General features: G+C 65.9%; 25 protein-coding genes. 14 read left to right on the top strand and 11 right to left on the bottom strand.

The window, feature by feature from the left end:
- Positions 1–115: 115 nt before the first annotated feature.
- Positions 116–682: a GNAT family N-acetyltransferase gene (locus QKY98_RS14735; protein WP_027596845.1), complete on the bottom strand. Its 567-nt coding sequence runs from the start codon at positions 680–682 to the stop codon at positions 116–118.
- A 158-nt stretch (positions 683–840) separates the two neighbouring features.
- Between QKY98_RS14735 and QKY98_RS14730 the strand changes: the two genes are divergently transcribed.
- From QKY98_RS14730 to QKY98_RS14715, 4 genes are all read left to right on the top strand, one after another.
- Positions 841–4,311: a hybrid sensor histidine kinase/response regulator gene (locus QKY98_RS14730; protein WP_027596846.1), complete on the top strand. Its 3,471-nt coding sequence runs from the start codon at positions 841–843 to the stop codon at positions 4,309–4,311.
- Positions 4,312–4,879: 568 nt separating this feature from the next.
- Positions 4,880–5,761, top strand: a complete 882-nt coding sequence (gene rfbD / locus QKY98_RS14725; RefSeq protein ID WP_284671139.1) for a dTDP-4-dehydrorhamnose reductase — start codon at positions 4,880–4,882, stop codon at positions 5,759–5,761.
- Between the two features lie 97 nt (positions 5,762–5,858).
- A complete protein-coding gene (locus QKY98_RS14720; RefSeq protein ID WP_007159078.1) occupies positions 5,859–6,140 on the top strand; it encodes a DUF3509 domain-containing protein in 282 nt (93 codons plus the stop codon).
- Between the two features lie 15 nt (positions 6,141–6,155).
- Positions 6,156–6,593 (top strand): hypothetical protein, encoded by a 438-nt coding sequence (locus tag QKY98_RS14715; RefSeq protein ID WP_027596848.1) that lies wholly within the window; start codon positions 6,156–6,158, stop codon positions 6,591–6,593.
- A 125-nt stretch (positions 6,594–6,718) separates the two neighbouring features.
- Here the strand turns inward: QKY98_RS14715 and QKY98_RS14710 are convergent, their stop codons facing one another.
- Positions 6,719–7,006, bottom strand: coding sequence for a DUF3509 domain-containing protein (locus QKY98_RS14710; RefSeq protein WP_007159080.1), 288 nt, complete (start codon positions 7,004–7,006; stop codon positions 6,719–6,721).
- 352 nt (positions 7,007–7,358) lie between these two features.
- Here QKY98_RS14710 and QKY98_RS14705 point away from each other — a divergent pair, with 352 nt between their 5' ends.
- The 6 genes from QKY98_RS14705 (at position 7,359) to QKY98_RS14680 (ending at position 13,835) form a co-directional block, all read left to right on the top strand.
- Positions 7,359–7,754 (top strand): ElaB/YgaM/YqjD family protein, encoded by a 396-nt coding sequence (locus tag QKY98_RS14705; RefSeq protein ID WP_037007227.1) that lies wholly within the window; start codon positions 7,359–7,361, stop codon positions 7,752–7,754.
- Positions 7,755–7,769: 15 nt separating this feature from the next.
- Positions 7,770–8,162 carry a phage holin family protein gene (locus QKY98_RS14700; RefSeq protein WP_037007225.1) on the top strand — a complete coding sequence of 131 codons (393 nt, stop codon included), beginning with the start codon at positions 7,770–7,772 and terminating at the stop codon, positions 8,160–8,162.
- On the top strand, positions 8,159–8,506 hold the full coding sequence (locus QKY98_RS14695) for a hypothetical protein (protein WP_027596850.1): 348 nt from the start codon (positions 8,159–8,161) through the stop codon (positions 8,504–8,506). The genes QKY98_RS14700 and QKY98_RS14695 overlap by 4 nt, the downstream gene beginning before the upstream one ends.
- A 91-nt stretch (positions 8,507–8,597) precedes the next feature.
- Positions 8,598–9,776 carry an EAL domain-containing protein gene (locus tag QKY98_RS14690; RefSeq protein ID WP_284671138.1) on the top strand — a complete coding sequence of 393 codons (1,179 nt, stop codon included), beginning with the start codon at positions 8,598–8,600 and terminating at the stop codon, positions 9,774–9,776.
- Positions 9,777–9,870: 94 nt separating this feature from the next.
- On the top strand, positions 9,871–11,202 hold the full coding sequence (locus QKY98_RS14685; protein WP_284671137.1) for a deoxyguanosinetriphosphate triphosphohydrolase: 1,332 nt from the start codon (positions 9,871–9,873) through the stop codon (positions 11,200–11,202).
- A gap of 11 nt (positions 11,203–11,213) precedes the next feature.
- Complete coding sequence (locus QKY98_RS14680) at positions 11,214–13,835, top strand: ligase-associated DNA damage response DEXH box helicase (protein WP_284671136.1); 2,622 nt, start codon at positions 11,214–11,216, stop codon at positions 13,833–13,835.
- On the opposite strand, the gene QKY98_RS14675 is transcribed toward QKY98_RS14680, so the two are convergent.
- Both QKY98_RS14675 and QKY98_RS14670 read right to left on the bottom strand, forming a co-directional pair.
- Positions 13,789–14,640 (bottom strand): CvfB family protein, encoded by an 852-nt coding sequence (locus QKY98_RS14675; RefSeq protein WP_007159087.1) that lies wholly within the window; start codon positions 14,638–14,640, stop codon positions 13,789–13,791. The two genes, QKY98_RS14680 and QKY98_RS14675, sit on opposite strands and share 47 nt — an antisense overlap.
- A 280-nt stretch (positions 14,641–14,920) precedes the next feature.
- Positions 14,921–15,190: a hypothetical protein gene (locus QKY98_RS14670; RefSeq protein ID WP_267397895.1), complete on the bottom strand. Its 270-nt coding sequence runs from the start codon at positions 15,188–15,190 to the stop codon at positions 14,921–14,923.
- A 515-nt stretch (positions 15,191–15,705) separates the two neighbouring features.
- Here QKY98_RS14670 and QKY98_RS14665 point away from each other — a divergent pair.
- From QKY98_RS14665 to dacB, 4 genes are all read left to right on the top strand, one after another.
- The gene (locus QKY98_RS14665; RefSeq protein ID WP_007159089.1) at positions 15,706–15,915 is read left to right on the top strand and encodes a cold-shock protein; all 210 of its coding nucleotides are present in this window, start codon (positions 15,706–15,708) and stop codon (positions 15,913–15,915) included.
- A 105-nt stretch (positions 15,916–16,020) separates the two neighbouring features.
- Entirely contained in the window at positions 16,021–16,677 is a 657-nt protein-coding gene (locus QKY98_RS14660) for a hypothetical protein (RefSeq protein ID WP_267397903.1), read from the top strand.
- A 26-nt stretch (positions 16,678–16,703) separates the two neighbouring features.
- On the top strand, positions 16,704–16,853 hold the full coding sequence (locus QKY98_RS14655; protein ID WP_007159091.1) for a hypothetical protein: 150 nt from the start codon (positions 16,704–16,706) through the stop codon (positions 16,851–16,853).
- 168 nt (positions 16,854–17,021) lie between these two features.
- The gene (gene dacB, locus QKY98_RS14650) at positions 17,022–18,485 is read left to right on the top strand and encodes a D-alanyl-D-alanine carboxypeptidase/D-alanyl-D-alanine endopeptidase (protein ID WP_284671135.1); all 1,464 of its coding nucleotides are present in this window, start codon (positions 17,022–17,024) and stop codon (positions 18,483–18,485) included.
- A gap of 159 nt (positions 18,486–18,644) precedes the next feature.
- Here the strand turns inward: dacB and QKY98_RS14645 are convergent, their stop codons facing one another.
- From QKY98_RS14645 to QKY98_RS14615, 7 genes are all read right to left on the bottom strand, one after another.
- Positions 18,645–18,803 (bottom strand): DUF3309 family protein, encoded by a 159-nt coding sequence (locus QKY98_RS14645; RefSeq protein WP_007159093.1) that lies wholly within the window; start codon positions 18,801–18,803, stop codon positions 18,645–18,647.
- 203 nt (positions 18,804–19,006) lie between these two features.
- Entirely contained in the window at positions 19,007–20,662 is a 1,656-nt protein-coding gene (locus QKY98_RS14640; protein WP_037007224.1) for a cation acetate symporter, read from the bottom strand.
- A complete protein-coding gene (locus QKY98_RS14635; RefSeq protein WP_027602746.1) occupies positions 20,659–20,970 on the bottom strand; it encodes a DUF485 domain-containing protein in 312 nt (103 codons plus the stop codon). The genes QKY98_RS14640 and QKY98_RS14635 overlap by 4 nt, the downstream gene beginning before the upstream one ends.
- 96 nt (positions 20,971–21,066) lie before the next feature.
- The gene (locus QKY98_RS14630; RefSeq protein WP_027596856.1) at positions 21,067–21,969 is read right to left on the bottom strand and encodes an efflux RND transporter periplasmic adaptor subunit; all 903 of its coding nucleotides are present in this window, start codon (positions 21,967–21,969) and stop codon (positions 21,067–21,069) included.
- Positions 21,970–21,997: 28 nt separating this feature from the next.
- Positions 21,998–22,201, bottom strand: a complete 204-nt coding sequence (locus tag QKY98_RS14625) for a DUF1656 domain-containing protein (RefSeq protein ID WP_027602744.1) — start codon at positions 22,199–22,201, stop codon at positions 21,998–22,000.
- Positions 22,188–24,191 carry an FUSC family protein gene (locus QKY98_RS14620; protein ID WP_284671134.1) on the bottom strand — a complete coding sequence of 668 codons (2,004 nt, stop codon included), beginning with the start codon at positions 24,189–24,191 and terminating at the stop codon, positions 22,188–22,190. Before QKY98_RS14620 ends, QKY98_RS14625 begins: the two co-directional genes overlap by 14 nt.
- 153 nt (positions 24,192–24,344) lie before the next feature.
- A complete protein-coding gene (locus QKY98_RS14615) occupies positions 24,345–25,343 on the bottom strand; it encodes a tRNA dihydrouridine synthase (RefSeq protein WP_027596859.1) in 999 nt (332 codons plus the stop codon).
- Position 25,344 lies beyond the last annotated feature (1 nt).

The following is a 25,344-nucleotide window of genomic DNA, read 5'->3' as shown; positions in this document are numbered from 1 at the left end:
TGTTGGCCCGGGAAGACAGCTACGCTGGATTACCGGCGCCAGATAAGCGACGCAGAGGGGGTGCCGCCCTACCGCTGCCGGCGGCTGCCGACGAACGGTAGTCGAGGAGCCACCGCTAGTTGAAGGACGCCTCCAGACGCGCCTTCACCTCGGGCCATTCGCGATCGGTGATGCTGTACATCACGGTGTCGTCCAGACGTCCGTCGGCCAGGCGCCGGTGATGGCGCAGCAGGCCTTCGCGGACCGCCCCCAGCTTCTCGATGGCGGCCTGGGACCGGAGATTGGTCGCGGCGGTCTTGAGCTGCACCCGCACCAGCTGCCAGTGCTCGAAGGCATGGCGCAGCATCAGGTACTTGATGTTGCCGTTGAGTCCGCTGCCATGCTGCTCGCTGTCGAGCCAGGTCCAGCCAATCTCGGCGGCGGGCAGCGCCGGCAGGAAGTCGGCGAAACGGGTGGTGCCCACCAGCCGGTCGGCGATGCGCACGGCAAAGGGCAAGGCGCGTCCTTCGCGCTGCTCGGCCAGGGCCTGGCGATACCAGTCCGGACGCAGGGGCCCGCTCAGGTAGTGCAGCGCTTCGCGATTGCGCTCGGCCAGGCTGACCAGCTCCAGGACGTCGCCTTCCGCCAGGGGGTCCAGGCGCAGCGCACCACGTTGCAGGGAAATGGGCTGCGCTTGGAACATGACGGTCTCTCGCTCTTGAATCAGCCCGCCAACCTAACAGGGCCGGCCGCCCGGCTCAACCCACTGGCATCCCCCAACGCACCAGAACTGACGTCTGGCACCCCAAGGTGCGACACTTTGTCCGGGCGCGATGGGCGCCTGGAACGTCTGGAGTCGCCATGTCCCTGCCCAGCGGACTGATCATCACCGTTACCCTCGGCTATCTGGCCCTGCTCTTCGCCATCGCCTTCTATGGCGATCGCCGGCCCCCGCTCAGGCCGCGCCTGCGGGCCTGGGTCTACAGCCTGTCGCTGGCCGTCTACTGCACCAGCTGGACCTTCTTCGGCGCGGTCGGCCAGGCCGCCGACCAGCTCTGGTCCTTTTTGCCCATCTACCTGGGCCCCATCCTTTTCCTGCTGCTGGCGCCGCAGCTGGTCAAGAAGATGGTGCTGATCAGCAAGAAGGAAAACATCACCTCCATCGCCGACTTCATCGCCTCCCGCTATGGCAAGTCGCAGACGCTGGCCATCGTCGTCGCGCTGATCTGCCTGGTCGGCGTTCTGCCCTACCTGGCGCTGCAGCTCAAGGGCATCGTCATCGGCGTCAACCTGCTGACCGGCATCAATGCCGAGTCCCTGAGCACCCGCGCCCAGGACACCGCGCTGTTCGTCTCCCTGGTGCTGGCGGTCTTCGCCATCCTGTTCGGCACCCGCAACCTGGACGTCACCGAGCACCACCGCGGCATGATGCTGGCGATCGCCTTCGAATCCCTGGTCAAGCTCGCCGCCTTCATCGCCGTCGGCCTCTGGGTCACCTATGGCCTGCACGACGGCTTCACCGATCTGCTCACCCGCTCGCAGCAGGCGCCGCAACTGCAGGAATACTGGCGCGAAACCCTGGACTGGCCGGGGCTGCTGATCCAGACCGGCGTGGCCTTCATCGCCGTGATGTGCCTGCCGCGCCAGTTCCACGTCACCGTGGTGGAAAACACCGACACCCGGGACGTCAACCTGGCGCGCTGGGTGTTTCCGCTCTATCTGGCGCTGGCCGCGCTGTTCGTCATCCCCATCGCCCTGGCCGGCCAGTTGCACCTGCCCGGCGGTGTGCTGCCGGACTCCTTCGTCATCAGCCTGCCGCTGGCCCAGGAGCGTCCCTGGCTGGCCCTGCTGGCCTTTCTGGGCGGCGCCTCGGCGGCCACCGGCATGGTGATCGTCGCCTGCGTCGCCCTCTCCACCATGATCTCCAACGACATCGTGCTGCCCTGGCTGCTCAAGCGCCGCGGTCAGGTCGAGAGTCCCCATGCGGTGTTCAGCCACTGGATGCTCACGGTGCGCCGCGCCAGCATCGTGGTCATCCTGGTCCTGGCCTATTGCAGCTATCGCTTGCTGGGCTCCAACGCCAGCCTGGCCACCATCGGCCAGATCGCCTTCGCCGCCATCGCCCAGCTCGGACCGGCCATGGTCGGGGCGCTGTTCTGGAAGGCCGCCAATCGCCGCGGCGTCTTTGCCGGTCTCACCGCCGGAGCCCTGCTCTGGGGCTATCTGATGGTGCTGCCGGTGGTGGCCACCAGTCTGCAATGGTCACTGGAGGCCTTTCCCGGCCTCGCCTGGTTCGAGCAGCCCGCGGGGGAGCGGACGCTGCAACCGACCACCGTCGGCGCCCTGGTCTCCCTGGCCGGCAACTTCCTGCTGTTCGCCCTGGTGTCGCTGCTCTCGCGCACCCGGGTCTCGGAATACTGGCAGGCCGGGCGCTTCATCGCCCAGTACGCCCTGCCCCGACCGCGCAATCGCGCCCTGCTGGCGGTCAAGCTGGAAGACCTGCGGCTGCTCGCGGCGCGTTTCGTCGGCGACGAGCGCGCCCGCCTGAGCTTCAGCCGCTTCGCCGAGCAGAGCGGCCTGACCTATCACCCGGGGATGAACGCCAACAGCGAATGGATCGCCCAGACCGAGCGGCTGCTGGCCGGGGTGATCGGTGCCTCTTCCGCCCGCGCGGTGGTCAAGGCCGCCATCGAAGGCCGCGACATGCAGGTCGACGACGTGGTGCGCATCGCCGACGAAGCCTCGGAGGTGCTGGAGTTCAACCGGGCGCTCTTGCAGGGCGCCATCGAGAACATCTCCCAGGGCCTCAGCGTGGTCGACCAGTCGCTGCGCCTGGTGGCCTGGAATCAGCGCTACCTGGAGCTGTTCGACTATCCCGACGGCATGATCCAGGTCGGTCGCCCCATCGCCGAGATCATCCGCTACAACGCCCTGCGCGGGCTCTGTGGCCCGGGCGATCCCGACGAGCACGTCGCGCGCCGGGTGGAGCGGATGCGCCAGGGGATTCCCCACACCTCGGAGCGGACCTTTCCCAATGGCCGGGTGATCGAGCTGATCGGCAGCCCCATGCCCGGACGCGGTTTCGTGATGAGCTTTACCGACATCACCGCCTTCCGCGAGGCCGAACGCGCCCTGCGCGAAGCCAACGAGGGCCTGGAGCAGCGTGTCGAGGAACGCACCCGCGAACTGTCCCAGCTCAACCAGGCCCTGGAGGAAGCCAAGGCTCACGCCGAAGCGGCCAACCAGTCCAAGAGTCGTTTTCTCACCGCGGTCAGCCATGACCTGATGCAACCTCTGAGCGCCGCGCGCCTGTTCACCGCCGCCCTCGCCCACCAGGACGGCCTGGCCCAGGAAGCCCAGGAACTGGTGCGCAACATGGACAGCGCCCTCAGATCAAGCGAAGACCTGATCGCCGATCTGCTGGATATCTCGCGCCTGGAGAACGGGCGCATCCTGGCGGCGCCGGCGCCCTTCTCCCTGGCCACCCTGTTCGAAGCCCTGGGCGTCGAATTCAAGGCCCTGGCGCAGAATCAGGGCACCAGCCTGCGCATCCGCAGCAGCCGCCTGGTGGTCAACAGCGACAGCAAGCTGCTGCGCCGGGTGCTGCAGAATTTCCTCACCAACGCCCTGAGATACGCCCACGGCCGGGTATTGCTCGGCGTGCGCCGTCAGGGCCAGCACGTGAGCCTGGAAGTCTGGGACAGCGGCCCAGGCATTCCGGCGGACAAGCTCGAGCTGATCTTCGAGGAATTCAAGCGGCTGGACAGCCACCAGACCCGCGCGGAAAAGGGCCTGGGCCTGGGCCTGGCGATCGCCGACCGTCTCTGCCGGGTGCTCGGTCATGAACTCTCGGTACGCTCCTGGCCGGGCCATGGCAGCGTCTTCAGCGTCAAGGTACCCCTGGCCCCCGCCCTGGCCATCCAGGCCGCAGCCGCCAGCGAGGCGGCCCAGCCCCTGGCCGGCGATCCGGTGCTGTGCATCGACAACGAAGACAGCATCCTGCTCGGCCTGCGCAGCCTGCTGGGCCGCTGGGGCTGCCAGGTCTGGACCGCACGCAGCCGCGAGGAGTGCGCGGCCCTGCTCGCCCAGGGCGTGGTGCCGCGGCTGCTCATCGTCGACTACCACCTGAGCGATGCCGACACCGGCCCGGATGTCGCCGAATGGATTCGCCAGACCCTGGGCCAGGACATCCCCGGCATCGTCATCAGTGCCGATGGCCGCCCGGAATGCCTGGACAAGGTGCGCCAGGCGCGCCTGGACTTCCTGCCCAAGCCGGTGAAGCCGGCTTCGCTGCGTGCCCTGCTGAGCCGTCAACTGGCCTTGTCCGGTTGAGCGAAACCGGGGCGGCTGAGCACGCTGCCGACCGGTCTTTCGTTCAGCGTCGATTAAGGTTGCCGAGGCCCAGCGAGACGGAACAATCCACAGCTTCTGTTGATAACTTTGTTGAAAACATGGTGGAAAAGAACCCGGAGCCTTGCTCTGCGGGCTCCTCAAACAAGTTGATCATTTTTTAATCACTTTAATAAGTTCAACATAATCAACAACTTAATTTAAAAGCAGGATTTCCGGCAGGCAAAACTCCGGGCGAAAGAGGGCTTGACAAGCGCTAGCACAACTTGTGCACAACTCCGGATGAAAATGACCAACGGAGACCTGTCAGCCGTCGCACAATTGTCAAGTATTCGTGAAACAAATTTTCGCGCCACCTTGCCGAGGGCAGTAGCCGGAGGCAGCCCGCAGGCTAGAGCCGACAGCCAGGACAGAGGGCAGGCCAAAGGCTAGCCTTGTCCTCTGCCGGTCATCGGGTAGACTGCCTGCTTTTGCTCAGGGCTGTCGTGGCGACGCCCACCCTGTCAATCAGGCATGGACGCGCCAGCCCTTCTGGAATCAGCTCAGTCACATGAACGTCTTCATCGCCGGTCAACACGGCCAACTCTCTCAGGCGCTGCAAAAACTGCTGGCCACCAAGGCCCAGGTAACCGTCATCGGCCGGGCCCAGGTGGATTTCACCCAGCTGGACGCGCTCCATGACCGCGTCCTGGCCGCAAAGCCCGATGTCATCATCAATGCCGCCGCCTATACCGCCGTGGACGCCGCGGAGAGCGACGCCGAGACCGCGACCCTGATCAACGAGCGGGTGCCCCAGGTCTTCGCCCGGGCGGCGCAGCAGCTGGGCATCCCCATGGTCCACTACTCCACCGACTACGTCTTCGATGGCACCAGGGAAGGCCGTTACCGGGAAGAGGATCCGACCTGTCCGCTCAATGTCTATGGCCGGACCAAACTGGCTGGCGAGAACGCCGTGCGCGAACACGCCGAACGCCACCTCATCCTGCGCACCAGCTGGGTCTATTCCTGGCAGGGCAACAACTTCCTGCGCACCATGGTGCGGCTGCTCAGCGAGCGCGACGAACTGAACATCGTCGACGACCAGATCGGCGCACCCACCTGGACCCGGACCATCGCCGACGCCACCGAGCGCCTGCTGGCCCACAGCAACCAGGACGATGGCCTCTGGGGCACCTATCACCTGACGGCCAACGGCACCACCTCCTGGTTCGGCTTCGCCGAGCAGATCGCCAAGCGCCTGCGCGAGACCGGTCAGCTGAAGGCTCGTCTCAATCCGATCCCCAGCAGTTCCTACCCTACCCCGGCGCATCGCCCCATCAATTCGCGGCTGTCCACCGAAAAGCTGGCAGCGGTGCTGGGGCAGCCGCTACCCGACTGGCAAGCGGCTTTCGCCCAGTGCTGGAGCGAGCGCGAACTTCAGGTGAGCGGCTGAAACGGGCCGTCGGTCATACTTCTGGGATCTCCTCCAGAACTACCCCCGCCCCTGGAAGTCAATGGCACTGACCCCGCTCACGCCAGTCAGGTACGTCATGGACAACCCTTTCCAACTCATCGCCGCGGCTTTCGAGCAAGACTTTCGGGTCAATTTCCGCATCGAACGCCTCGACGGCAGCGTCAGCCTGACGCTGTCCGACGATAGCGGCGTCAAGGTCAAGCGGTTGATCAGCAAGCAGCAATTGCATGACCACACCCGCCTCGCGCGCCTGATCGACAGCATCCGGCTGGGTATCGCCATCGACGAGGGCCATGGCGTCACGGCCCTGCTGGCCGGTGGCACTGGCGGTGCGCCCCGTCTGACCGTCGCGAACTGAGCAGGGATCCGCGCTATGCATACCATGGAAGGCTCCACCCCTCGTCTCTTGCAGGCGGCGAACGCCGCTCCGCTGCTCGACAGTCTGGAAACGGCGGCGCCCGAGCGGCAGCCGGCGCCCACCTCGCTGTATCAGCTGACCTGCGCCCGTCTCGACGAACAGCTGGCACCGCTCAAGGTCTGGCCGACCCTGCCGGATCGTACCGGACGGTTTTCCTTTACCCTGCTGGACAGGTGCGGACGCATCCTCTATCGCTCGCCGACCTTGCGCCAGGCGCTGTATCGGGAAGAAGAGCTGCTCAATGGTGTGATCGCCAATGCGCGGCTGGCTGCCGTGCAGGCCGGACAGGGCTTTCCGTCCTGGGGAGTGGTGGACGTCGCCTGCCCCATGTACCAGCTGCCTGCGACTCAACTTCCCTGCGCGGGATGCCGTCTGCTGAAGTGCAAGAGCTAACGAAGGCGTTGCGGGATTAACCCTAACTACTTGATTGCCATCTTTTAATCTTCAACGTCCGAGACCAACGAATGCCGAGGGCATCCGTACTGCAAGTCTCGCGCTGAAGCTTTGAAGCCGTGGTGTTACTCGGAATATCTCAGCATATTGGCGCCCGTGGCCCGCAGCACCGCCATGGATTGCGGCGCCAGCGCACCGGCCCGCAGCGACACGTCCTTGCGCACCTCGTCGATCACCGTTTTCAACAGCTGGCTCTCGCCCAGTTGCCGGGCGCTGACCACCCGGTTCACCCGCGCATCGTCACACTGCTGATCCTGCACCGTCAGCACAATACTGCCGTCAGGGCGAGGCGCCGTAACCGAGCATTTATAAGTACTGAAAGCGGCAGTCAGTCTATCTATGGCGTTTTCCATTCTTCCCCCTCTTATTTGTCTAGAAGTGCATGGACGATCAAATACGACGCAACTGACAGTGATAGAAACAGCAAAGTTCTTGCGTCTTACTTGAATAAGACGAGCAATGGCGCTAGCGCCTGATTTTGTGAGCCAGCTCTTCTAATCCGTATTAGGTACGGAACTTTTGGCGAGGCTGAATCGAAAAGGTATGACCATTCGTCCGCCTTGGGCTGCGTTTCGGGTGCCATGCCTGGCCACCTTATAGAGGCGCCTGGCTCGTGCCGGGATGGCTCTGGCCGGTGGAACCTTTGCTCCAGGCGCTCACTCGAAAGGGCTGAAACGGATACCCATCGCCTACCAGGAGCGCGCCATGACCGACAAAACCCCTCCCGTGATCAAAGACGAGCTTGCCGCTGACATCGATGAGCAGGCACACAAGCAGAACGCTGACCGGGTCCGTCGTCATCTGGGCGAGGCCGAGCAGGCACTGACCGACGAATTTCACACCCTGCTGGCAGACGCCGAGCAGCTGCTCAAGCACACCGCGAGCATGGCCGGTGAGCAGGCGGACGAGCTGCGCGCCAAGTTGAGTTCCAGCCTCGAACGCTCCCGCGACGTCCTCAAGACCAAGCAGGACGATCTCTATCGCCAGGGCGTCGCGGCCAAGGAGACCACCGAGGAGTACGTGGTCGACAATCCCTTCAAGGCCCTGGGCATCGCTGCCGGCGTCGGCTTCCTGATCGGTCTGCTGGCCTCGCGCCGCTAAACCTGGGGGACTGCCATGGACACCTCCTCTCCTCCACGGGAGCTGCCTGACGAGGCGCCCAAGCCATCGGTCAAGCGTCTCGCCGGCGCGGTGGTAGGGCTACTGCAGAGCCATCTGGAACTGCTGGGCATCGAGGTTCAGGAAGAGAAGGTCCGGACCTTCCAGCTGTTCCTCTTTACCGGCCTGAGCCTGATCTTCGGCTTGCTGGTGCTGGTCGGCGTCTCGGCGGCGGTCATCATCGCCTTCTGGGATACCTATCGCATGGCCGCGACTCTGGGCCTGTGCGCCTTCTATGCCGTGGCGCTGGCGATCTGCATCCTGCGGGCCCTGAGCCTGGTCAAGGGCGCCGCGCCCTTCCATGCCACCCTGGAAGAACTCAACCGCAACCGGGAGCGCCTACTGCCATGAACCAGCCGCTTACCTCTGCCACCAGCCAGGCCAAGCGCAAGGAACTGGTCCGGCTGCGCATGGAGATGTATCGCCAGCAGCTGATCTACAACGCCCAGCCCCTGCACAACCCCATCAGCCTCATCGGCGATCTGGTGCGGCCGAATCGGGACAAGGTCGCCAGCTCGGCGAAGAAGCCGCTGATGCTCGGCGCCACGGTATTCCTGTCGTTGTTCGGCAAACGCCTGGGCGCGGTGGGCCGTCTGGCCCGCATCGGTCTGGCCCTCTATCCGATCGTCAACCGATTGCAGGCTCACCATCGTGAACAACGGCAGGCGGAACATCCGCTGCCACCGCCGCGCTAGGTAGAGAATGGCTCCCTCGGGAGCCATTCTGTCATCTGGCACCCTTATCGCATGGTCAAGCCGAACGCCACTCAAACGATAAGGATGCCCTGTGTTTTCCGGCCACCCCACTGCCTTCTTCCAACCCTTCATCGACACCGCGACCGGGCGCATCGCCGGCGTCGAAGCCCTGGGGCGCCTGCGCCAGGATGATGGGTGCCACACCTCCGTCGGCCCGCTGTTCGCCGATCCCGGCACCCCGACCCTGGACCTGCTGCACCTCGACCGCACGCTGCGGGACGATGCGCTGCGGCGCTTTGCCAGCGCACCGGATGACTGGTTTCTCAGCCTCAATCTCTCGCCGCGCTGGATCAGCCAGCTGGAAAAAGGCGCCGAATTGCCCAGCCTGGCGCAGCTGGAGCGCTCCGGCATCGCCCCGAGCCGAATCGTCTACGAGATCACCGAGGCCGCTGGCGATCTGCCCAGCCTGACCCAGGCCGTCGCCCGCTATCGCGAACTCGGCATCCGCATCGCCATCGACGATTTCGGTTCCGGCTATTCGCAACTGGATCGGGTGCTGGATCTGCAGCCGGACATCCTCAAGCTGGACATGCGCCTGTTCCAAGCTGCGGCCCGGGGTGGCACCCGCGGCGATGCGGTCAAGGCGCTGGCGCAAATGGCCGAGAAGACCGGGTGCTGGCTGATCGCCGAGGGCGTGGAGACCGAAACCGAACTCGACTTCGCCCTGGAGTGCGGTGCGCGCTACGTCCAGGGCTTCCTCTTCGCCGAGGCCACCGCCGAGCTGGGCACCAGCGACAGCCATCAGCAGCGCTTCGCCGCCCTGCGCAGCCGCTTCGTCGATGGCAAGCTGGATCAGCAGACCCGGCTGCTGGAGCTGCGCCAGCAACTGGCCGACTTCGTCACCCAGCTCAGGCCCTGGGCGGAACACGGCGGCCCCCTGAGCGCCCTGCCCGATCCCCAGGCGTTTCCCGGGCTGCTGCGCATCTACCAGTGCGACCGCACCGGCACCCAGATCACCCCCAACCTGGAATGGAACGGCATGTTCTGGCGCGAGAATCGCCGCTACCTCAACCACAACTGGTCCTGGCGACCCTACTTCTATGCCCTGCTGGCCGAAGGCTGGAACGAGCGACGCCTGGCGCTTTCGACGGTCTATCGCGATGCCACCACCAACCAGTACTGTCTGACCGCCAGCCAGTTCCTGGAGAGCGGCCAGCGCCTGCTGCTGATCGACTTGGACGCCAGCCAGTTGCCGGGCTTTGCCAACTGAGCGGTGATGATCGTATGTTGCCGAGGTCAGAACGCAGAAGCGCCGAACGGCTACCGCCGGCGCTCCCCTTATCGGTGATAGCTCGAGGACGGCCTTGGACTGGCAGACACTTCTTATCCGCGAACGGCTGGGCAAACCCCTGCACAGCCCGGATGAACTGGGGCGTAGCCCCTTTCACAAGGACCACGATCGCATCATCTTCTCCGGCGCCTTCCGCCGGCTGGGGCGCAAGACCCAGGTTCACCCCGTCACCAGCAACGATCACATTCACACCCGCCTGACCCATAGCCTGGAGGTCAGCTGCGTCGGCCGCTCCCTGGGCATGCGCGTGGGTGAGAGTCTGAGGGGCGCCCTGCCCGAGTGGTGCGATCCGAGCGATCTCGGCATGGTGGTGCAATCCGCCTGTCTGGCCCACGACATCGGCAATCCGCCCTTCGGCCACTCGGGCGAAGACGCCATCCGCTACTGGTTCACCCAGGCCGCCGGCCGCGGCTGGCTGGACGACATGAGCGAGGCGGAACGCCAGGACTTCCTGCATTTCGAAGGCAATGCCCAGGGCTTCCGGGTGCTGACCCAGCTCGAATACCACCAGTTCGACGGCGGCACCCGTCTGACCTACGCCACCCTCGGCACCTACCTCAAGTATCCCTGGACCTCGCGCTATGCCGCGGCGCCCGGCTACAAGAAGCACAAGTTCGGCTGCTACCAGAGCGAGCTGCCGCTGCTGGAACAGATCGCCGAGAAACTCGAGCTGCCGCTGCTGGGTCCGGAGCGCTGGGCACGGCATCCGCTGGTCTACCTCATGGAAGCCGCCGACGACATCTGCTATGGCCTGATCGATCTGGAAGACGGCCTGGAGATGGAGTTGCTGGACTATGCCGAGGTCGAGGCCCTGCTGCTGGGCCTGGTCGGCGACGACCTGCCGGAAACCTATCGCCAGCTCGGCCCCAAGGATTCGCGGCGGCGCAAGCTGGCCATCCTGCGCGGCAAGGCCATCGAGCACCTGACCAACGCCACCGCCCGCGCCTTCGTCGACCAGCAGGACGCCCTGCTCGCCGGCACCCTGGGTGATGATCTGGTCGAGCACATGGCCGGTCCGGCCAAGCTCTGCGTGCAGCGCGCCAAGGCCCTGGCCCGGGAAAAGATCTTCCACGACAAGCGCAAGACCCTGCACGAGATCGGCGCCTACACCACCCTGGAAATCCTGCTCAATGCCTTTTGCGGCGCCGCCCTGGAACAGCACCGCGGACGCGAGCCTTCGTTCAAGAGCCGCCGCATCCTCGACCTGCTGGGCAACAGCGCGCCCGATCCGTCCTGGACGCTGCACCAGGCCTTCATGCGGGTGATCGATTTCATCGCCGGCATGACCGACAGCTACGCCACCGCCATGGCGGCCGAGATGACCGGGCGTTCGAACCCGATCTAAGGAGCGCCACGATGGCCACCGCACCCCGCACGCGCAAGGGCTCAGGCAGTCGCTGGCTGGCCGCCCAGGGCTGGAAGGCCTTTCCCTTTCAGCGCGAGGTGGCCAAGGCCATCGCCGCCGGCGAATCCGGCCTGCTGCACGCCACCACGGGTTCGGGCAAGACCTACGCCGTCTGGCTGGCCGCCCTGGATGCCTTCGTCGCCCCCAAGCCGATCACCGCCAAGGGCCTGCCCAGCAAGCGCAAGCAGGCGCCACCGCCGCTCACCGTGCTCTGGCTGACGCCCATGCGCGCCCTGGCGGCGGACACCCTGCGCGCCCTGGAGCGGCCGGTACTCGACGAAGAACTGGAGTGGACCCTGGGCCTGCGCACCGGCGACACCGGCAGCAGCGAGCGTGCGCGGCAGAATCGGCGCCTGCCGACGGCACTGGTCACCACCCCCGAAAGCCTGTCGCTGCTGCTGTCCCGCGAAGACGCCCAGGAGGCCCTGGGCCAGGTTCGGCTGGTGGTCATCGATGAGTGGCACGAATTGCTGGGCAACAAGCGTGGCACCCAGACGCAACTGGCCCTGGCCCGTCTGCGCCGCTGGAATCCCGGATTGCAGACCTGGGGCCTGTCGGCCACCCTCGGCAACCAGGCCCATGCGCTGGATGTGCTGCTGGCCGGCGCCCCGGGCCATCTCGTCCAGGGGCGCCAGGACAAGCGCCTGCAGGTGGATACGCTGCTGCCCGAAGGCGGCGTCGAGCGCTTCGCCTGGGCCGGGCACCTGGGCATGCGCCTGCTGCAGCAGGTGATCCGCGAACTGGAGGACAGCCCCACCACCCTGGTCTTCACCAACACCCGCGCCCAGACCGAGCTCTGGTACCAGGCCCTGCTGCAGGCGCGCCCGGACTGGGCCGGCCTGATCGCCCTGCATCACGGCTCCATCGAGAAACAGGCCCGTGAGTGGGTGGAAGGCGGTCTCAAGAATGGTCAGCTCAAGGCGGTGATCTGCACCTCCAGCCTCGACCTCGGGGTGGACTTCCTGCCGGTGGAGCGGGTACTGCAGATCGGCTCGCCCAAGAGCATCGCCCGCCTGCTGCAGCGCGCCGGCCGCAGCGGCCATGCCCCGGGCCGTGCCTCGCGTGCCACCCTGGTACCCACCTACAGCCTCGACCTACTGGATGCGGCGGCCACCCGCCGCGCCATCACCGCGGGCGAGATCGAAGCGCGCACCGCCCCGGTCAAGCCCCTGGATGTCCTGGTGCAGCACCTGGTGACCGTTGCCCTGGGCGGCGGCTTCGAGCCGGATGACCTGCTGCCGGAGATCCGCAGCGCCTGGGCCTATCGCGACCTCAGCGAGGGCGAGTGGATCTGGGCCCTGGCCTTCGTGCGCAACGGCGGCGCCTCGCTGTCGGCCTACCCGGACTATCGCCGCGCCGAGCCCGACGCCGAGGGCATCTGGCGCGTCCCCGACAAGCAGTTGGCCAAGCGGCATCGACTGGGCATCGGCACCATCGTCAGCGAGACCAGCCTCAATGTGCAGTTCTGGTCCAAGGGCGGCGGTGGCAATCGGCTGGGCAACATCGAAGAAGGCTTCATCGCCCGCCTGCGGCCCGGCGATCACTTTCTCTTCGCCGGGCGCACCCTGGAGCTGGTGCGGGTGGAGAACATGACGGTGTACGTGCGCCGCGCCACGGGGCGCAAGGCCGCCATACCGCGCTGGAGCGGCAGTCGCATGCCGCTTTCGGACACCCTGGCCAAGCACGTCCTGGCGCTGCTGGAAGACGCCGAGGCGCAGCGCTACGAGAGTCCGGAGATGCGCCTGCTGCAACCGCTGCTGGACGTGCAGCGGCAGTGGTCGGCGCTACCGAGCGCCCACTACCTGCTCGCCGAGACGCTGGAATCCCGCGAGGGCTCGCACCTGTTCCTCTATCCCTTCGCCGGCCGTCACGCCCATCTGGGGCTGGCCAGCCTGCTGGCCTGGCGGCTGGCGCAGCGGCGTCCCTGCACCTTTTCCATCGCCGTCAACGACTACGGCCTGGAGCTGGTCTCGCCGGTCAGCCTGGACTGGCAGGCGCTGCTCGATGCCAGTCTCTTCACCACCGACAACCTGGTCAGCGACACCCTGGCCAGCCTCAATGCCGCCGAACTCGCCCAGCGCCGCTTTCGCGAGATCGCGCGCATCTCCGGGCTGATCTTTTCCGGCTATCCGGGGGCGCACAAGAGCAATCGCCAGCTGCAGGCCAGCAGCAGCCTCTTCTACCAGGTGTTTCGCCAATACGATCCGGCCAACCTGCTGCTCGGCCAGGCTCAGACCGAGGTCCTGCGTCAGGAGCTCGATGCCGATCGCCTGCAGCAGACGCTGATCCGCACCGGCGCCCTGCCGCTGCGCCTGGTGGTGCTGGACCATCCCTCACCCTTCGCCCTGCCGCTCATGGTCGAGCGGTTGCGCGAGAGTCTGAGTTCGGAAAAGCTGGCCGACCGCATCACCCGCCTGGTCGGCGATCTGGAGCGCGAAGCCGGGCCGGACGAGCGGGCGCGCGCCTTCGACCCCGAGTCCCTGGTGCAGCCCAGCCACGACAGCGATCTGACACCCCGCCGCGGCGCTAGCCAGCGGCGTCCTCGCGTACAGAAATCCGGTCGTCCTCGATAACGATCCGCCCCTGGCGATAGAGATGGCCGATGGCCTTCTTGAAGTTGCCCTTGCTGACGCCAAACAGCTGATGGATCAGCGCCGGCGGACTGCTGTCGCTGAGCTCCAGGACCCCACCGCGTGCCTTGGCCAGGCCGATGATCTGCTCGGCGAGATCGCTTCCGGCGGCAGCTCCCTGAGGCTGCAGGGTCAGGCTGATCTTGCCGTCCGCCCGCACCTCGCGAATGAAGCCCCGCTCCCGCTGCCCCAGGCGCAGTGGCTTGAAGGCCTCGTTGCGATGCACCAGGCCCCAGTGCTTGTTGTCGACGATCACCTTGTAGCCCAGGTCGGTCCGCTCGACCACCAGCAGGGGTACCGGCTGACCCACCTTGTAGCGTGGCGGTTCACGATCCAGGTAGCGATCCAGGCGCGCGGTGGCAACGATCCGCCGGGTCCGGGCATCCAGGTGCACATGCACCACGCAATGATCGCCCACCTGCAGCGGACGCTTCTCCTCCGAATGCGGCAGCAGCAGGTCCTTGGGCAGGCCCCAGTCGAGGAAGATCCCCACCCGGCCGACCTCCACCACGCGCAGACTGGCGAAACCGCCGACCTGCACCTTCGGCTTTTCGGTGGTGGCGATCAGGCGGTCTTCGCTGTCCAGGTAGAGGAAGACGTTGAGCCAGTCGCCCTCGGCGCAGGGTTCGTCGCGAGGAGCATAGCGGCGCGGCAGCAGCACCTCGCCGTCATTGCCGGCATCCAGGAACAGACCGATGGGGGTGTTGCGCAAAATCTGCAAGCTGTTGAAGCGACCCAGCAAGGCCATGAGTGGAGACTCCTGTAGAAAGCGGTGCATTTTACCGCGATCAGCAGAGTCACCGCTTGGTCGCGACCCTTCGTCGCTGAATGGTCACGAGGCGTGGCTGGCAGCCGGGTGAGTGCGAATCTTGACCCGATCGGCCTTGCCCCCACCGCTCGGCACACTGCCGTGCGGGAGACCTGATCAGGCTGTTTGAGGAGGAACGCCTCACGGCAGGTGGAGGCGGCGGGCGTCTTGAAGGCGATGCCTGGTGATCGCTTTGGCTCGCCTCTGGCAAGCGTCCGACTCAGGCGGTAAGGCAGTCGTCGGCGAGGGGAATCTCGATGAACAGACCCACGGTGTCAGCCTCGACCCGCATGGCGGCCACCACCGCATTCAGCAAGAACGGATTGGTCGCCTGTTCATTGGTCACGATGCGCTGGGTAAGCTTGATCGACTGGTGGGCGTGGTAGACGGCTACGAGAATTTCATTGAGGTTCAGGCGACGGAGCTCGACCCGGTATCCGGCGAGTCCGTGGCCCAAGGCGCGTCCTGCGCTTTCAAGCCCATTGTTCACGGTAAGTCCTTGGACCGTTGCGGTCCGGGGTAATGATTCGAACAAGATAATAGCACCAGGCCATTATCCTTATTGCGCAGGCCATCACCGTTTCGCTACCACTGGCCGAAGAGACTGAACGCGCCCATGAACGTGCGCCTGCCGGGTGCTGCCCAGCGCTTCGCGCGGCGCCCCTTTCGTGCCCGGGAAACGATTCAGCACGGTGCCTTTGCCACAATCGACCGGTCCCGGTGCCAGAGCGCGCCACGCCTCCCCCCTTCAACCACCGTTCGCCCGCTTCAGCCCGCACTTCGACCATGGTCGGTAAAGTCAACATCGAGCTGCTCAAAGGTCTTGTTTTGCGCAAGCCAGTCTGAGACCATCCTTCGCTGTCAGGTGAGGCTGTCTCCACGGAGCGGCTGACCTGTCGAGAACCTGGAGTACATCAGGGCCAGCTTTCGCGGCATGGGTTTCTCCTCGTTTCAAAACTGTCGTCCTTCGCGGACAACAACGTCATCTTATTCAAGGAGAAATCCATGTCTACTCGCCAAACTGGCACCGTCAAGTGGTTCAACGACGAGAAAGGCTTCGGCTTCATCACCCCCCAGAGCGGCCCGGACGTGTTCGTTCACTACCGTTCCATTCAGGGTAACGGCTTCAAGAGCCTGCAAGAAGGCCAGGCTGTTTCCTTCCTGGTCGTGCAAGGCCAGAAAGGCCTGCAGGCCGATGAGGTGCAGGTGATCTAATCACCCGCCTTCTCGAAAAAGCCCAACCCCCGGTTGGGCTTTTTTTTGCGCGGACGTTGGCCCCGCCAGCCTCTGCTATCGCCACTTAGGGATGAGGTGCGTCTCGTGAAAACCTTCGCTGCCCTGCTCTGCCTGCTCCTGCTCGCCGGTTGCGCCGCCTTTCCCGGCGATGAACTCTCTTCCCAGCCGTTCCGCGCGCCCCTGAGCGAGCAACCGCAGCGGCCCAAGGTGCTGGTGGAATTCAACTTCTATCGCGGCACTGTCGAGGACGCCAAGGACGCGACGTCGATCGCCGTCGCCCGCGAAGGCCTGAAGCCCCGGCTGCGCGAGGTCCTGGAACGCTCCAATCTGTTCGACCGCATCACCCTGGTGCCGGAGCCCGGCAGGCCCGACGACGCCCTGCTGCGCCTCAAGCTCTACAACAGCACCTCCTACGCCGCCGCCATCGCCAGTGGCCTGATCACCGGCGCCACCTTCTTTCTCGTCCCGGGTACCGCCAAGGACGACTATGTGCTGACCGCCGAATGGATCGCACCCGGTAGCGCTCCGTCCACCCGGGTGCGCAATGCCAGTTCGGTACGCACCTGGATGGGGGTCTGGTTCCTGCCCCTGGCCGCCAGCCATCAGGCCGGGACCGCCATCGAGGAAACCTTCGCCCGCCAGCTCGGCGACGCCCTGCGCCAGCTGCAGAGCGCCGGCGCCTTCGCCGACCGCTCCTCGCCCCAGGGGAACGGCGAAACGCCTGCACCGGTCACACCTTGACCGGCAATCACGTAGACGAGGATCCCATGGCCGAAGAAAAGCGCAAAGCCGACGAACGCGAACTGCCCAAGGACGAAAAGCCCCTGCGCACCGAACACGCCAAGACCGACGACGGGCGCAATCCCCCTTCGCCCAACAGTCCGGACCGCACCAAGGACGCCACGGGCTACAACTGATCCCGACCTTTCCGGAAACGACCGCCACGGCGGTCGTTTCTTTATCTGCGCCCTGCCCCGCGGGGTTGGCTCGCCCCTCCCTCCTTACTGCATAATGCCCACACTCCGACGTCTATCGGCCCCTTTTCTCTTCAACTAGGCCGGTACCCTGCCAAGGTGTGTGTCCCGATGCGAAAGACCTTCCGATCTCTGGGCCTGCTGCTGAGCTGCTGCGCCCTGGGCTTTTCCCTGCCCGTCAGTGCCGATACCTCCTACCTGCCGCCGCGAATCGAAAAGGCGATGCAGACCAACAAGATCCCCGGCAGCGACCTGTCGCTGGTGATGCTGCCCCTCGATGGCCCGGGCGAGAACGACTACTACAACGCCGACGTCTCGGTGAATCCGGCGTCGACCATGAAGCTGATCACCACCTTTGCCGCCCTGGAACTGCTGGGTCCCACCTACCAGTGGAAGACCGAGTTCTATACCGACGGCACCCTCAAGGACGGCATCCTCAACGGCAACCTCTATCTCAAGGGCGGTGGCGATCCCAAGCTGAACATGGAGCGGCTGTGGCTGCTCATGCGTGACCTGCGCGCCAACGGCGTCCTGAAAGTCACCGGTGACCTGGTGCTGGATCGCGGTCGTTTCGTGAAGCCCAATCTGCCGGCCTTCAACGACGACGGCGAAGACGAGAACAAGACCTTCCTGGTCGGTCCGGATTCGCTGCTGGTCAATCTCAAGTCGGTGCGCATGGTGGTGCGCTCGGCCGATGGCCGGGTCAGCGTCTCCATGGATCCGCCGCTGACCAACGTCAACATCGACAACCAGATGCGCGCCACCGGCAAGAGCGGTTGCCCGGCCTGGCCGGAGGTGCGCTTCAATCCGGTGCCCCAGGCCGATGGCAGTACCAGCCTGGTGGTCAGTGGCCAGTTGCCGGACGGCTGCAACGCCCAGAGCTATCTGTCGCTGCTCGACCACCCGGCCTATACCGCCGGCGCGGTGCGGGCCATCTGGCAGGAACTGGGCGGCAGCATCAAGGGCCGTACCCGCGAGGGCAGCGTGCCGCGCAATGCCGAGGTGCTGGCGCGGGCCTTCTCGCCCGATGTGGTCGAGATCATTCGCGACATCAACAAGTACAGCAACAACACCATGGCCCAGCAGCTGTTCCTCTCCATCGGGGCGCAATTCCGCACCTCGGCGGATGCGGACGACAGCAAGGCGGCGCTGCGGGTCATCCGCTCGTGGCTGGCGCGCAAGGGCATCAATGCCAGTCACCTGATCATGGAGAACGGCTCGGGGCTGTCGCGCACCGAACGGGTCAGTGCCCGGGAGATGGCCGAGATCCTGCGCGCCGCCTGGCAGAGTCCCTACGGCCCGGAGTTCATCTCTTCGCTGCCGTTGGCGGGCATGGACGGCACCCTGCGCAAGCGCATGAAGAATTCGCCGCTCACCGGTCAGGCGCATATGAAGACCGGCACCCTGAACAACGTACGGGCCCTGGCGGGCTTCGTACGGGATGCCAATGCGCGCAACTGGGTGGTGGTCGCCATCCTCAACAGCAGCCGCCCCTGGGGCGCTTCGTCGATCCTCGACGAGGTGGTGCTGGACCTCTATCTGCGCAGCCGCCAGGACGGCGCGGTCGCCAACTGACGCGCAAAACAAAACCGGCGTCTGCTCACGCAGACGCCGGTTTTGTTTACAGCACTCGGCAAGGCAGGCCGGAAAGCCGACGTTACCGCGCTGCACCGCATTGGGCAAGAACTTTGTCCAACGCACCTTTGTGGGGCATTTTCAGGCGGCCGTCAGGGCCTAGATCATGCCCAGCAGCAGCAGTACCAGCAGGACGACCAGAATGGCGCCCACGATGCCGGACGGGCCATAGCCCCAGCTGCGCGAATGCGGAAATACCGGAAGTCCGCCGATGAGCAGGACCAGCAGCACCAGAACCAGGATGGTCGAGAGAGTCATCTGCCATTCTCCATGAAGGCCAAGGGTCGACCGCCGCCGTAACAGGATGATACGAAGCGACGGGCTTATTCCATGGACCTGCGCCAGCGGCGGAAAATCCCGACGTCGTCAGCTAACCCTGCCCGCCCTCGCCGCCTCCCAGGTGCCAGCGCACAAAAAAGCCCGGATCAGAGATCCGGGCTTGGTCTTGTCGCAGCTGGCTGTCAGTGGGCCACAGCGCCACTGGCACCCAGGCCGGTCTGGGATCTCACGAACTGCGGATAGAAGCGTGCCCGCTCCTCTTCGGCAGCCGCCGACTTGTCGGTGATGGAGAAGAACCAGATGCCGATGAAGGCCACGGCGATGGAGAACAGCGCCGGGTATTCATAGGGGTAGATCGGCTTGGCATGACCGAGGATGGTCACCCAGATGGTCGGGCCGAGCACCATCAGGGCCACCGCGGTGATCAGGCCGAGCCAGCCACCGATCATGGCGCCCCGGGTGGTCAGACGCTTCCAGTACATCGAGAGCAGCAGGATGGGGAAGTTGCAGCTGGCCGCGATGGAGAAGGCCAGGCCCACCATGAAGGCGATGTTCTGCTTCTCGAAGAGGATGCCCAAGGCGATGGCGACCACACCCAGCGCCACGGTGGTCATCTTGGAAACGCGGATTTCGTCCTTCTCGTTGGCTTTGCCCTTCTTGATCACGCTGGCGTAGAGGTCGTGGGAGACCGCCGAGGCACCGGCCAGGGTCAGACCGGCGACCACCGCCAGGATGGTGGCGAAGGCCACCGCCGAGATGAAGCCGAGGAAGATGCTGCCGCCCACGGCGTTGGCCAGGTGCACCGCCGCCATGTTGTTGCCGCCCAGCAGGGCGCCGGCGGCGTCCTTGAAGGCCGGATTGGTGCTGACCAGCAGGATGGCGCCAAAGCCGATGATGAAGGTCAGGATGTAGAAGTAGCCGATGAAGCCGGTGGCGTAGAACACGCTCTTGCGCGCTTCCTTGGCGTCACTGACGGTGAAGAAGCGCATCAGGATGTGCGGCAGGCCGGCGGTGCCGAACATCAGCGCCAGACCCAGGGAGAAGGCCGAGATCGGATCCTTCACCAGACCACCGGGGCTCATGATGGCTTCACCCTTGGGATGCACGGCGATGGCTTCGGCGAACAGGCGGTTAAAGTCGAAGCCGACGTGCTTCATCACCATGAAGGCCATGAAGCTGGCACCGGACAGCAGCAGCACGGCTTTGATGATCTGTACCCAGGTGGTGGCCAGCATGCCGCCGAAGAGGACGTAGAGCACCATGAGGATACCCACCAGCACCACGGCCAGGGTGTAGTCCAGGCCGAACAGCAGCTGGATCAGCTTGCCGGCACCGACCATCTGGGCGATCAGATAGAGGGCGACCACCACCAGCGAGCCGCAGGCGGACAGGGTCCGGATGTCCTTCTGCTTGAGGCGATAGGAGGCCACGTCGGCGAAGGTGTACTTGCCGAGGTTGCGCAGGCGCTCGGCGATCAGGAACAGGATGATCGGCCAGCCCACCAGGAAGCCGATGGAGTAGATCAGGCCGTCGTAGCCCGAGGTGAACACCAGCGCGGAAATCCCCAGGAAGGAAGCGGCCGACATGTAGTCGCCGGCGATGGCCAGGCCGTTCTGGAACCCGGTGATGCGGCCACCGGCGGCGTAGTAGTCGGCGGCGGAGCGATTGCGTTTGGAAGCCCAGTAGGTGATGCCCAGGGTGGCGCCGACGAAGGCGACGAACATCAGGATGGCGGAGATGTTCAGCGGCTGGCGCTGGACCGCGCCGCTGATGGCATCGGCCGCCCACAGCGAAGGCGAGAGTGCCAGTAGCCCGGCCGCGAGGGAAAGACGTCTCATGGCTGCACCTCCCGGAGAATTTCCGCGTTGAGCCGATCGAACTCGCCATTGGCCCGGCGCACATAGATGCCGGTCAGGACGAAGGCCGAAAGGATCAGACCGACGCCCAGGGGGATGCCCCAGGTCATGGCGGTTTCCGCATGGATACGGGTCGCGAGAACCTTGGGCGCGAAGGCGATCAGGAGGATGAAGGCGGAATAGAGTCCGAGCATGATGGCGGAAAGCGTCCAGGCGAAGCGCCCGCGCTTGGTCACCAGTTCTTGGAAACGCGGACTGGCTTCAATCCGCCGGTAGGTGCTGTCATTCATTATTGTTGTTCCTTACAGCATGACGGGAGCGTCGAGCTCTACTCTAGGCCCGCCCGTTAAGGCTTCCAGACGACTTTAGTCGTACCCCTCCAGACCTCAGTAATCCCAGAGCCGACGCCAGCCCTGCAGCGGGTGGTGACCCTCGCCATCGAGCACCGAAACGCTTGCCGTCATCCCCGCGCTGAGGTGGATATCCGCGGGGACGTCCAGCAGCTCAATGCGCACCGGGATGCGCTGCGCCAGGCGCACCCAGTTGAAGGTCGGCTCGACGTTGGCCAGCAATTGGGTATCGCTGGCGGCGTTGCGATCGGTGATGCCGCTGCTGATGCTCGCCACCCGCCCCTGCAGGGGCGCCGCCTGGTTCATCAGGCGCACCCGTACCGCATCGCCGGGGTGGATGTGGGGAATCTTGGTCTCTTCGAAATAGGCCATGACATAGAAGGAGCGGGTATCCACCAGGGCCATCACCGCCTGGCCGGTCTGCACATAGTTGCCCTCGGCGAATCTGAGGTTGGTGATCCGCCCTTCCCGCGGCGCCAGCACCCGGCTGCGATCCAGGTTGATCTGGGCCAGGTTCACATCGCTCAGGGCTTCCTGGTACTGGCTGCGGGCGACCGCAACGTTGACCTGGGCGGTCTCGCGATCCTCGGCGCTGATGGCGCTGGTGCCCAGCCGTTGGCGCCGGGCGGCCTCGCTCTCACGCAGGCGCAGCTGCTGCTGGCGCGTCTCGGCCACCGCCTTGGCATGGGCGAGGTTGGCCTGGTAGCGCTGCTGATCGATCTGCAGGAGCAGATCGCCGGGCTTCACCAGCTGGTTGTCCACCACCGCCAGGCGCGTCACCCAGCCCGATACGTCGGGCGCGACCACCACCACATCGGCGCGCACCCGCGCATCGCGCGTCCAGGGCGTATAGAGATAGAAGTGCCACAGCCAGGTGCCGGCCAGGATGGCGAGTAGTACCACGATCAGGGTTATCGCCACACGCAGGGTCTTGTGCATCGCCTTGTCGATCCTCTTGTTATGGGGCTCAGGTGGCCAGCACGGCCACGAGGGCGGCCAGCCACAGCACGAACAGCGCGCAACCGAACAGGGCGCTGTGCCAGAGATGGCGGCCCAGGCCACTGCGCTGCAGCAGCCACAGCGACAGCGCCGTCAGCAGCAGCGCCAGGACGCCATAGACGAACAGCGGCCCCAGGTAGACCCCGCCGATGGCCCATTCATGCAGATTCATCCGCGTCCTCCTCCGCTACCGCCTCTAAACAACAGCTGCGCCAGGTCTGCTGGAGCTGGCCGATGGCGCCGCGCGCCAATCGATGCGGCTCATCGTCCGGCGCCTGGTGCAGCGCCTGCCGCAGACGCTCTGCCGCCGCGTCCAGCGCGCCCGGCCGCAGGTTACCGAAGCCCACCGCCAGCTGTTCGGCGAAGCGGCCGAGAAAGGCGTCCCGCGCCCGGGCCACCTCGCCCTGGGCACCTGCCAGGCAGGCGCGCAGATGCAGCAGCTCGTTACCCAGGTCCAGCGCCAGCAGCCCCTGCTCCCAGCGCCCCCGCTCGCTGGCCGACAGCTGCTCGATATGTCGCGCCAGCAGCAGCAGGCGATCCGCCATGCGCCCGCCGAACCAGGTCTCGGCATTGGCCAGAGGGACGGTGGTCAGGCGCTGCAGGTCATAGGTGGTGGCCTCGAGGATGCGGCGGCTAGTGCGCCGCGGGGTGCGCAGGCTGATCAGCCGGAACATCAGCACGGCCGAACCGACGCCGATCAGCAGACTCTGCAACTGGTTGAGCAAGGCGCCCATCTCCACCTGGCCGTGGTTGCTGGGCGAGACCAGCACCAGCAGATGGATGGCGAAGGCCGTCGCCGTCCCCACCACGCCCGGCGGTCCGGCCATTCCCAGGGCGGCAAAGAACAGCGGCACCCCCAGCACCAGGCACAGCAGCGGATAGCCGCTGATCTGCGGCAGCAGCACCTGGCTGACCAGGATGGCGACTGGCGCGGCATAGAGGATGCCCCGCAGGAAGCCGAGGCCGATGGTGGCGGCGTTGTCGCGATTGGCGAACAGGCTGCAGATGACCCCGGCCATGAGCATGGCACCCGGTGCCGAGGGCCAGGCGCTGGCCAGCCAGAAGACGCCGACGACCAGCAGCGCACAGGCGCTGCGCAGGCCGTAGAGCAGCGCCGTCTGCACATCGCGATGGCGCGCCAGCGCCGAGGGCGCCACGGCGCTGAGCTGGGCCGTGTGGACGCTGTCCAGGGCGCGACCGGCCAGCAGGATCTTGTCCAGCAGGATGGCGAAACGGGCTAGCAGGTAGCGCTGATCGTTGTCCAGCTCCGGGGCGGTGCCCGCAGCCTCTCTCAGACGCTGCAGGAGGGCCTCCAGGGCAGGCGCCTGGGGGTCGGCCAGGGTCGCGAGCAGTTCGTCGCGCCAGGGCTGCAGGGCGGCCCTTCTCGGCTCGTCCAGGCCACGCCACTGCCGCATGGCACCGCGGGCGGTGCGCAGCAGGCTGAGCAGATCCCGCGAGAGCAGGCGCAACGCCCTGGCGCGTTGCCGGCCGCGCTGGCCTTCGAACCAGGCGTGGTCGCGCTGGGCATCCACCGCCACCACCTGGCCAAGCATGGCCAGCAGACCCTGGGTGGCATCCTGGGCCTCGGCCAGCTCCGCCCGCGCCGCAGCCACGCCCTGCTCCCAGGTGCGTCGCGCCTGGGCGGCCAGATTCTGTTCCACCCGCTGCGGCCAGAACAGCGCGCTGACCGCCGAGGCCACGACGATACCCAGGCAGATCTCGGTGCAGCGGGCCACCGCCTGGTCGAACACCGTGAGCGGATGGGCAATGGCGGGCAGGCCGATGATGGCGACGGTATAGCCGGCCAGCACGAAGCCATAGGCGACATGGTTGCGCAGCAGGGTCGAGGCTGCCGTGCAGAGGGCCATCCAGCCGGCCAGGGCCAGGAGGAACAGCCAGGGCGTCTGGGCGAAGAAGCCCATGAGCACCACCGCCATGCAGGTGCCGGCAATGGTGCCGAGCAGGCGGAACAGGCCCTTGGCCAGCACCATGCCGGACAGCGGCTGGGAGACGATCATCACCGTCATGCAGGCCCAGACCGGTTGTTCGAGGCTGAAACGAAAGGCCAGCCAGAGCGCCAGTCCGGCGGCGAACAGGGTCTTGCCGGCAAAGAGGAGTGCCGCAGGCGTGGGTGCGAGAAAGACCGTCCAGGGTAGGCGCACGTCGGCTCTTGGTGTATAGGGGATCCAGCATAGGCCGCGTGGCCCAGGCGAAGTTCCAGCCGATCGCCCGGACGAAAAAAAGGCGACCCGGGGTCGCCTGAAGTGCCTTGCGTGCTCGAGCGACGACGCTCCGTCGTCACCACTCCCCAGAGACTAGACGAGTTGCGGCCGGCGTTCTTGATCGAGATCAAGTTCGGCTGGATTGTGCCCGGCCATGCCGAGCAGGCGGTCGATCAGGGCGCAATCGGATTCGCGCCGCACCTCGGCGAACAGGGCCGCGGCCTCGGGATAGCTGCGGGTCAGCATGCCCAGCCACTGCTTGAGGCGACCGGGGGCGTAGCGCGGCGCCAGCTTGCGTTGCGCCATGACCCAGAAGCGTTGCACCCGCGGCAGGATCTCGGCCCAGCTCTGCGGCGCGGTCTCCTCTCCGCGCACCGCCGCGGCGATCTGCAGCGCCAGGTCCGGTCGCGAGACCAGGCCGCGCCCCAGCATCACCGAGGCCTGGCCGCTGACGCTGCGGCAACGCCAGTAGTCGTCCAGGGTCCAGATCTCGCCGTTGGCCAGCACCGGCACGGATACCCGGTCGGCCACCCGCGCCACCCATTCCCAGTGCGCCGGCGGCTTGTAGCCCTCGACCTTGGTCCGCGCATGGACCACCAGTTGCGCCGCGCCACCCTCGACCAGGGCCTCGGCGCAGGCCAGGGCGGCGTTCGGACTGTCGTAGCCCAGGCGCATCTTGGCGGTGACCGGAATGTGCGCCGGCACGGCCTGGCGCACGCTCTCGACGATCCGGTTGAGCAGCTCCGGCTCCTTGAGCAGCACCGCCCCGCCGCGGGACTTGTTGACGGTCTTGGCCGGGCAGCCGAAGTTGAGATCGATCACCGGGGCGCCCAGGGTGCAGGCGAAGGCCGCGTTGTCGGCCAAGCAGGCCGGATCCGAACCCAGCAGTTGCACCCGCATGGGGGTGCCCGATGGGGTGCGCGCGCCCTGCTCCAGCTCAGGTGCCAGCTTGGCGAAGGCCGCCGCCGGCAGCAGGCGATCGCAGACACGGATGAATTCGCTCACGCACCAGTCGAGTCCACCGACCTCGGTCAGCAATTCCCGCAGGATGTCGTCGACGAGGCCCTCCATGGGCGCCAGGGCGATCTCCATG

This window comes from Pseudomonas sp. HR1 (genome assembly GCF_030175875.1).
GTDB classification, from domain to species: domain Bacteria; phylum Pseudomonadota; class Gammaproteobacteria; order Pseudomonadales; family Pseudomonadaceae; genus Chryseomonas; species Chryseomonas oryzihabitans.
The sequence above is the reverse complement of the archived record's forward strand: the minus strand, read 5'-3'. Positions and strand labels throughout refer to the sequence as shown.

What these genes read in the sequence shown, in the direction of transcription:
- QKY98_RS14735 (WP_027596845.1), bottom strand. Translation starts at nt 682, where the DNA reads ATGTTCCAAGCGCAGCCCATTTCCCTGCAACGTGGTGCGCTGCGCCTG.
- QKY98_RS14730 (WP_027596846.1), top strand. Translation starts at nt 841, where the DNA reads ATGTCCCTGCCCAGCGGACTGATCATCACCGTTACCCTCGGCTATCTG.
- rfbD (WP_284671139.1), top strand. Translation starts at nt 4,880, where the DNA reads ATGAACGTCTTCATCGCCGGTCAACACGGCCAACTCTCTCAGGCGCTG.
- QKY98_RS14720 (WP_007159078.1), top strand. Translation starts at nt 5,859, where the DNA reads ATGGACAACCCTTTCCAACTCATCGCCGCGGCTTTCGAGCAAGACTTT.
- QKY98_RS14715 (WP_027596848.1), top strand. Translation starts at nt 6,156, where the DNA reads ATGCATACCATGGAAGGCTCCACCCCTCGTCTCTTGCAGGCGGCGAAC.
- QKY98_RS14710 (WP_007159080.1), bottom strand. Translation starts at nt 7,006, where the DNA reads ATGGAAAACGCCATAGATAGACTGACTGCCGCTTTCAGTACTTATAAA.
- QKY98_RS14705 (WP_037007227.1), top strand. Translation starts at nt 7,359, where the DNA reads ATGACCGACAAAACCCCTCCCGTGATCAAAGACGAGCTTGCCGCTGAC.
- QKY98_RS14700 (WP_037007225.1), top strand. Translation starts at nt 7,770, where the DNA reads ATGGACACCTCCTCTCCTCCACGGGAGCTGCCTGACGAGGCGCCCAAG.
- QKY98_RS14695 (WP_027596850.1), top strand. Translation starts at nt 8,159, where the DNA reads ATGAACCAGCCGCTTACCTCTGCCACCAGCCAGGCCAAGCGCAAGGAA.
- QKY98_RS14680 (WP_284671136.1), top strand. Translation starts at nt 11,214, where the DNA reads ATGGCCACCGCACCCCGCACGCGCAAGGGCTCAGGCAGTCGCTGGCTG.
- QKY98_RS14675 (WP_007159087.1), bottom strand. Translation starts at nt 14,640, where the DNA reads ATGGCCTTGCTGGGTCGCTTCAACAGCTTGCAGATTTTGCGCAACACC.
- QKY98_RS14665 (WP_007159089.1), top strand. Translation starts at nt 15,706, where the DNA reads ATGTCTACTCGCCAAACTGGCACCGTCAAGTGGTTCAACGACGAGAAA.
- QKY98_RS14655 (WP_007159091.1), top strand. Translation starts at nt 16,704, where the DNA reads ATGGCCGAAGAAAAGCGCAAAGCCGACGAACGCGAACTGCCCAAGGAC.
- dacB (WP_284671135.1), top strand. Translation starts at nt 17,022, where the DNA reads ATGCGAAAGACCTTCCGATCTCTGGGCCTGCTGCTGAGCTGCTGCGCC.
- QKY98_RS14645 (WP_007159093.1), bottom strand. Translation starts at nt 18,803, where the DNA reads ATGACTCTCTCGACCATCCTGGTTCTGGTGCTGCTGGTCCTGCTCATC.
- QKY98_RS14640 (WP_037007224.1), bottom strand. Translation starts at nt 20,662, where the DNA reads ATGAGACGTCTTTCCCTCGCGGCCGGGCTACTGGCACTCTCGCCTTCG.
- QKY98_RS14635 (WP_027602746.1), bottom strand. Translation starts at nt 20,970, where the DNA reads ATGAATGACAGCACCTACCGGCGGATTGAAGCCAGTCCGCGTTTCCAA.
- QKY98_RS14630 (WP_027596856.1), bottom strand. Translation starts at nt 21,969, where the DNA reads ATGCACAAGACCCTGCGTGTGGCGATAACCCTGATCGTGGTACTACTC.
- QKY98_RS14625 (WP_027602744.1), bottom strand. Translation starts at nt 22,201, where the DNA reads ATGAATCTGCATGAATGGGCCATCGGCGGGGTCTACCTGGGGCCGCTG.
- QKY98_RS14615 (WP_027596859.1), bottom strand. Translation starts at nt 25,343, where the DNA reads ATGGAGATCGCCCTGGCGCCCATGGAGGGCCTCGTCGACGACATCCTG.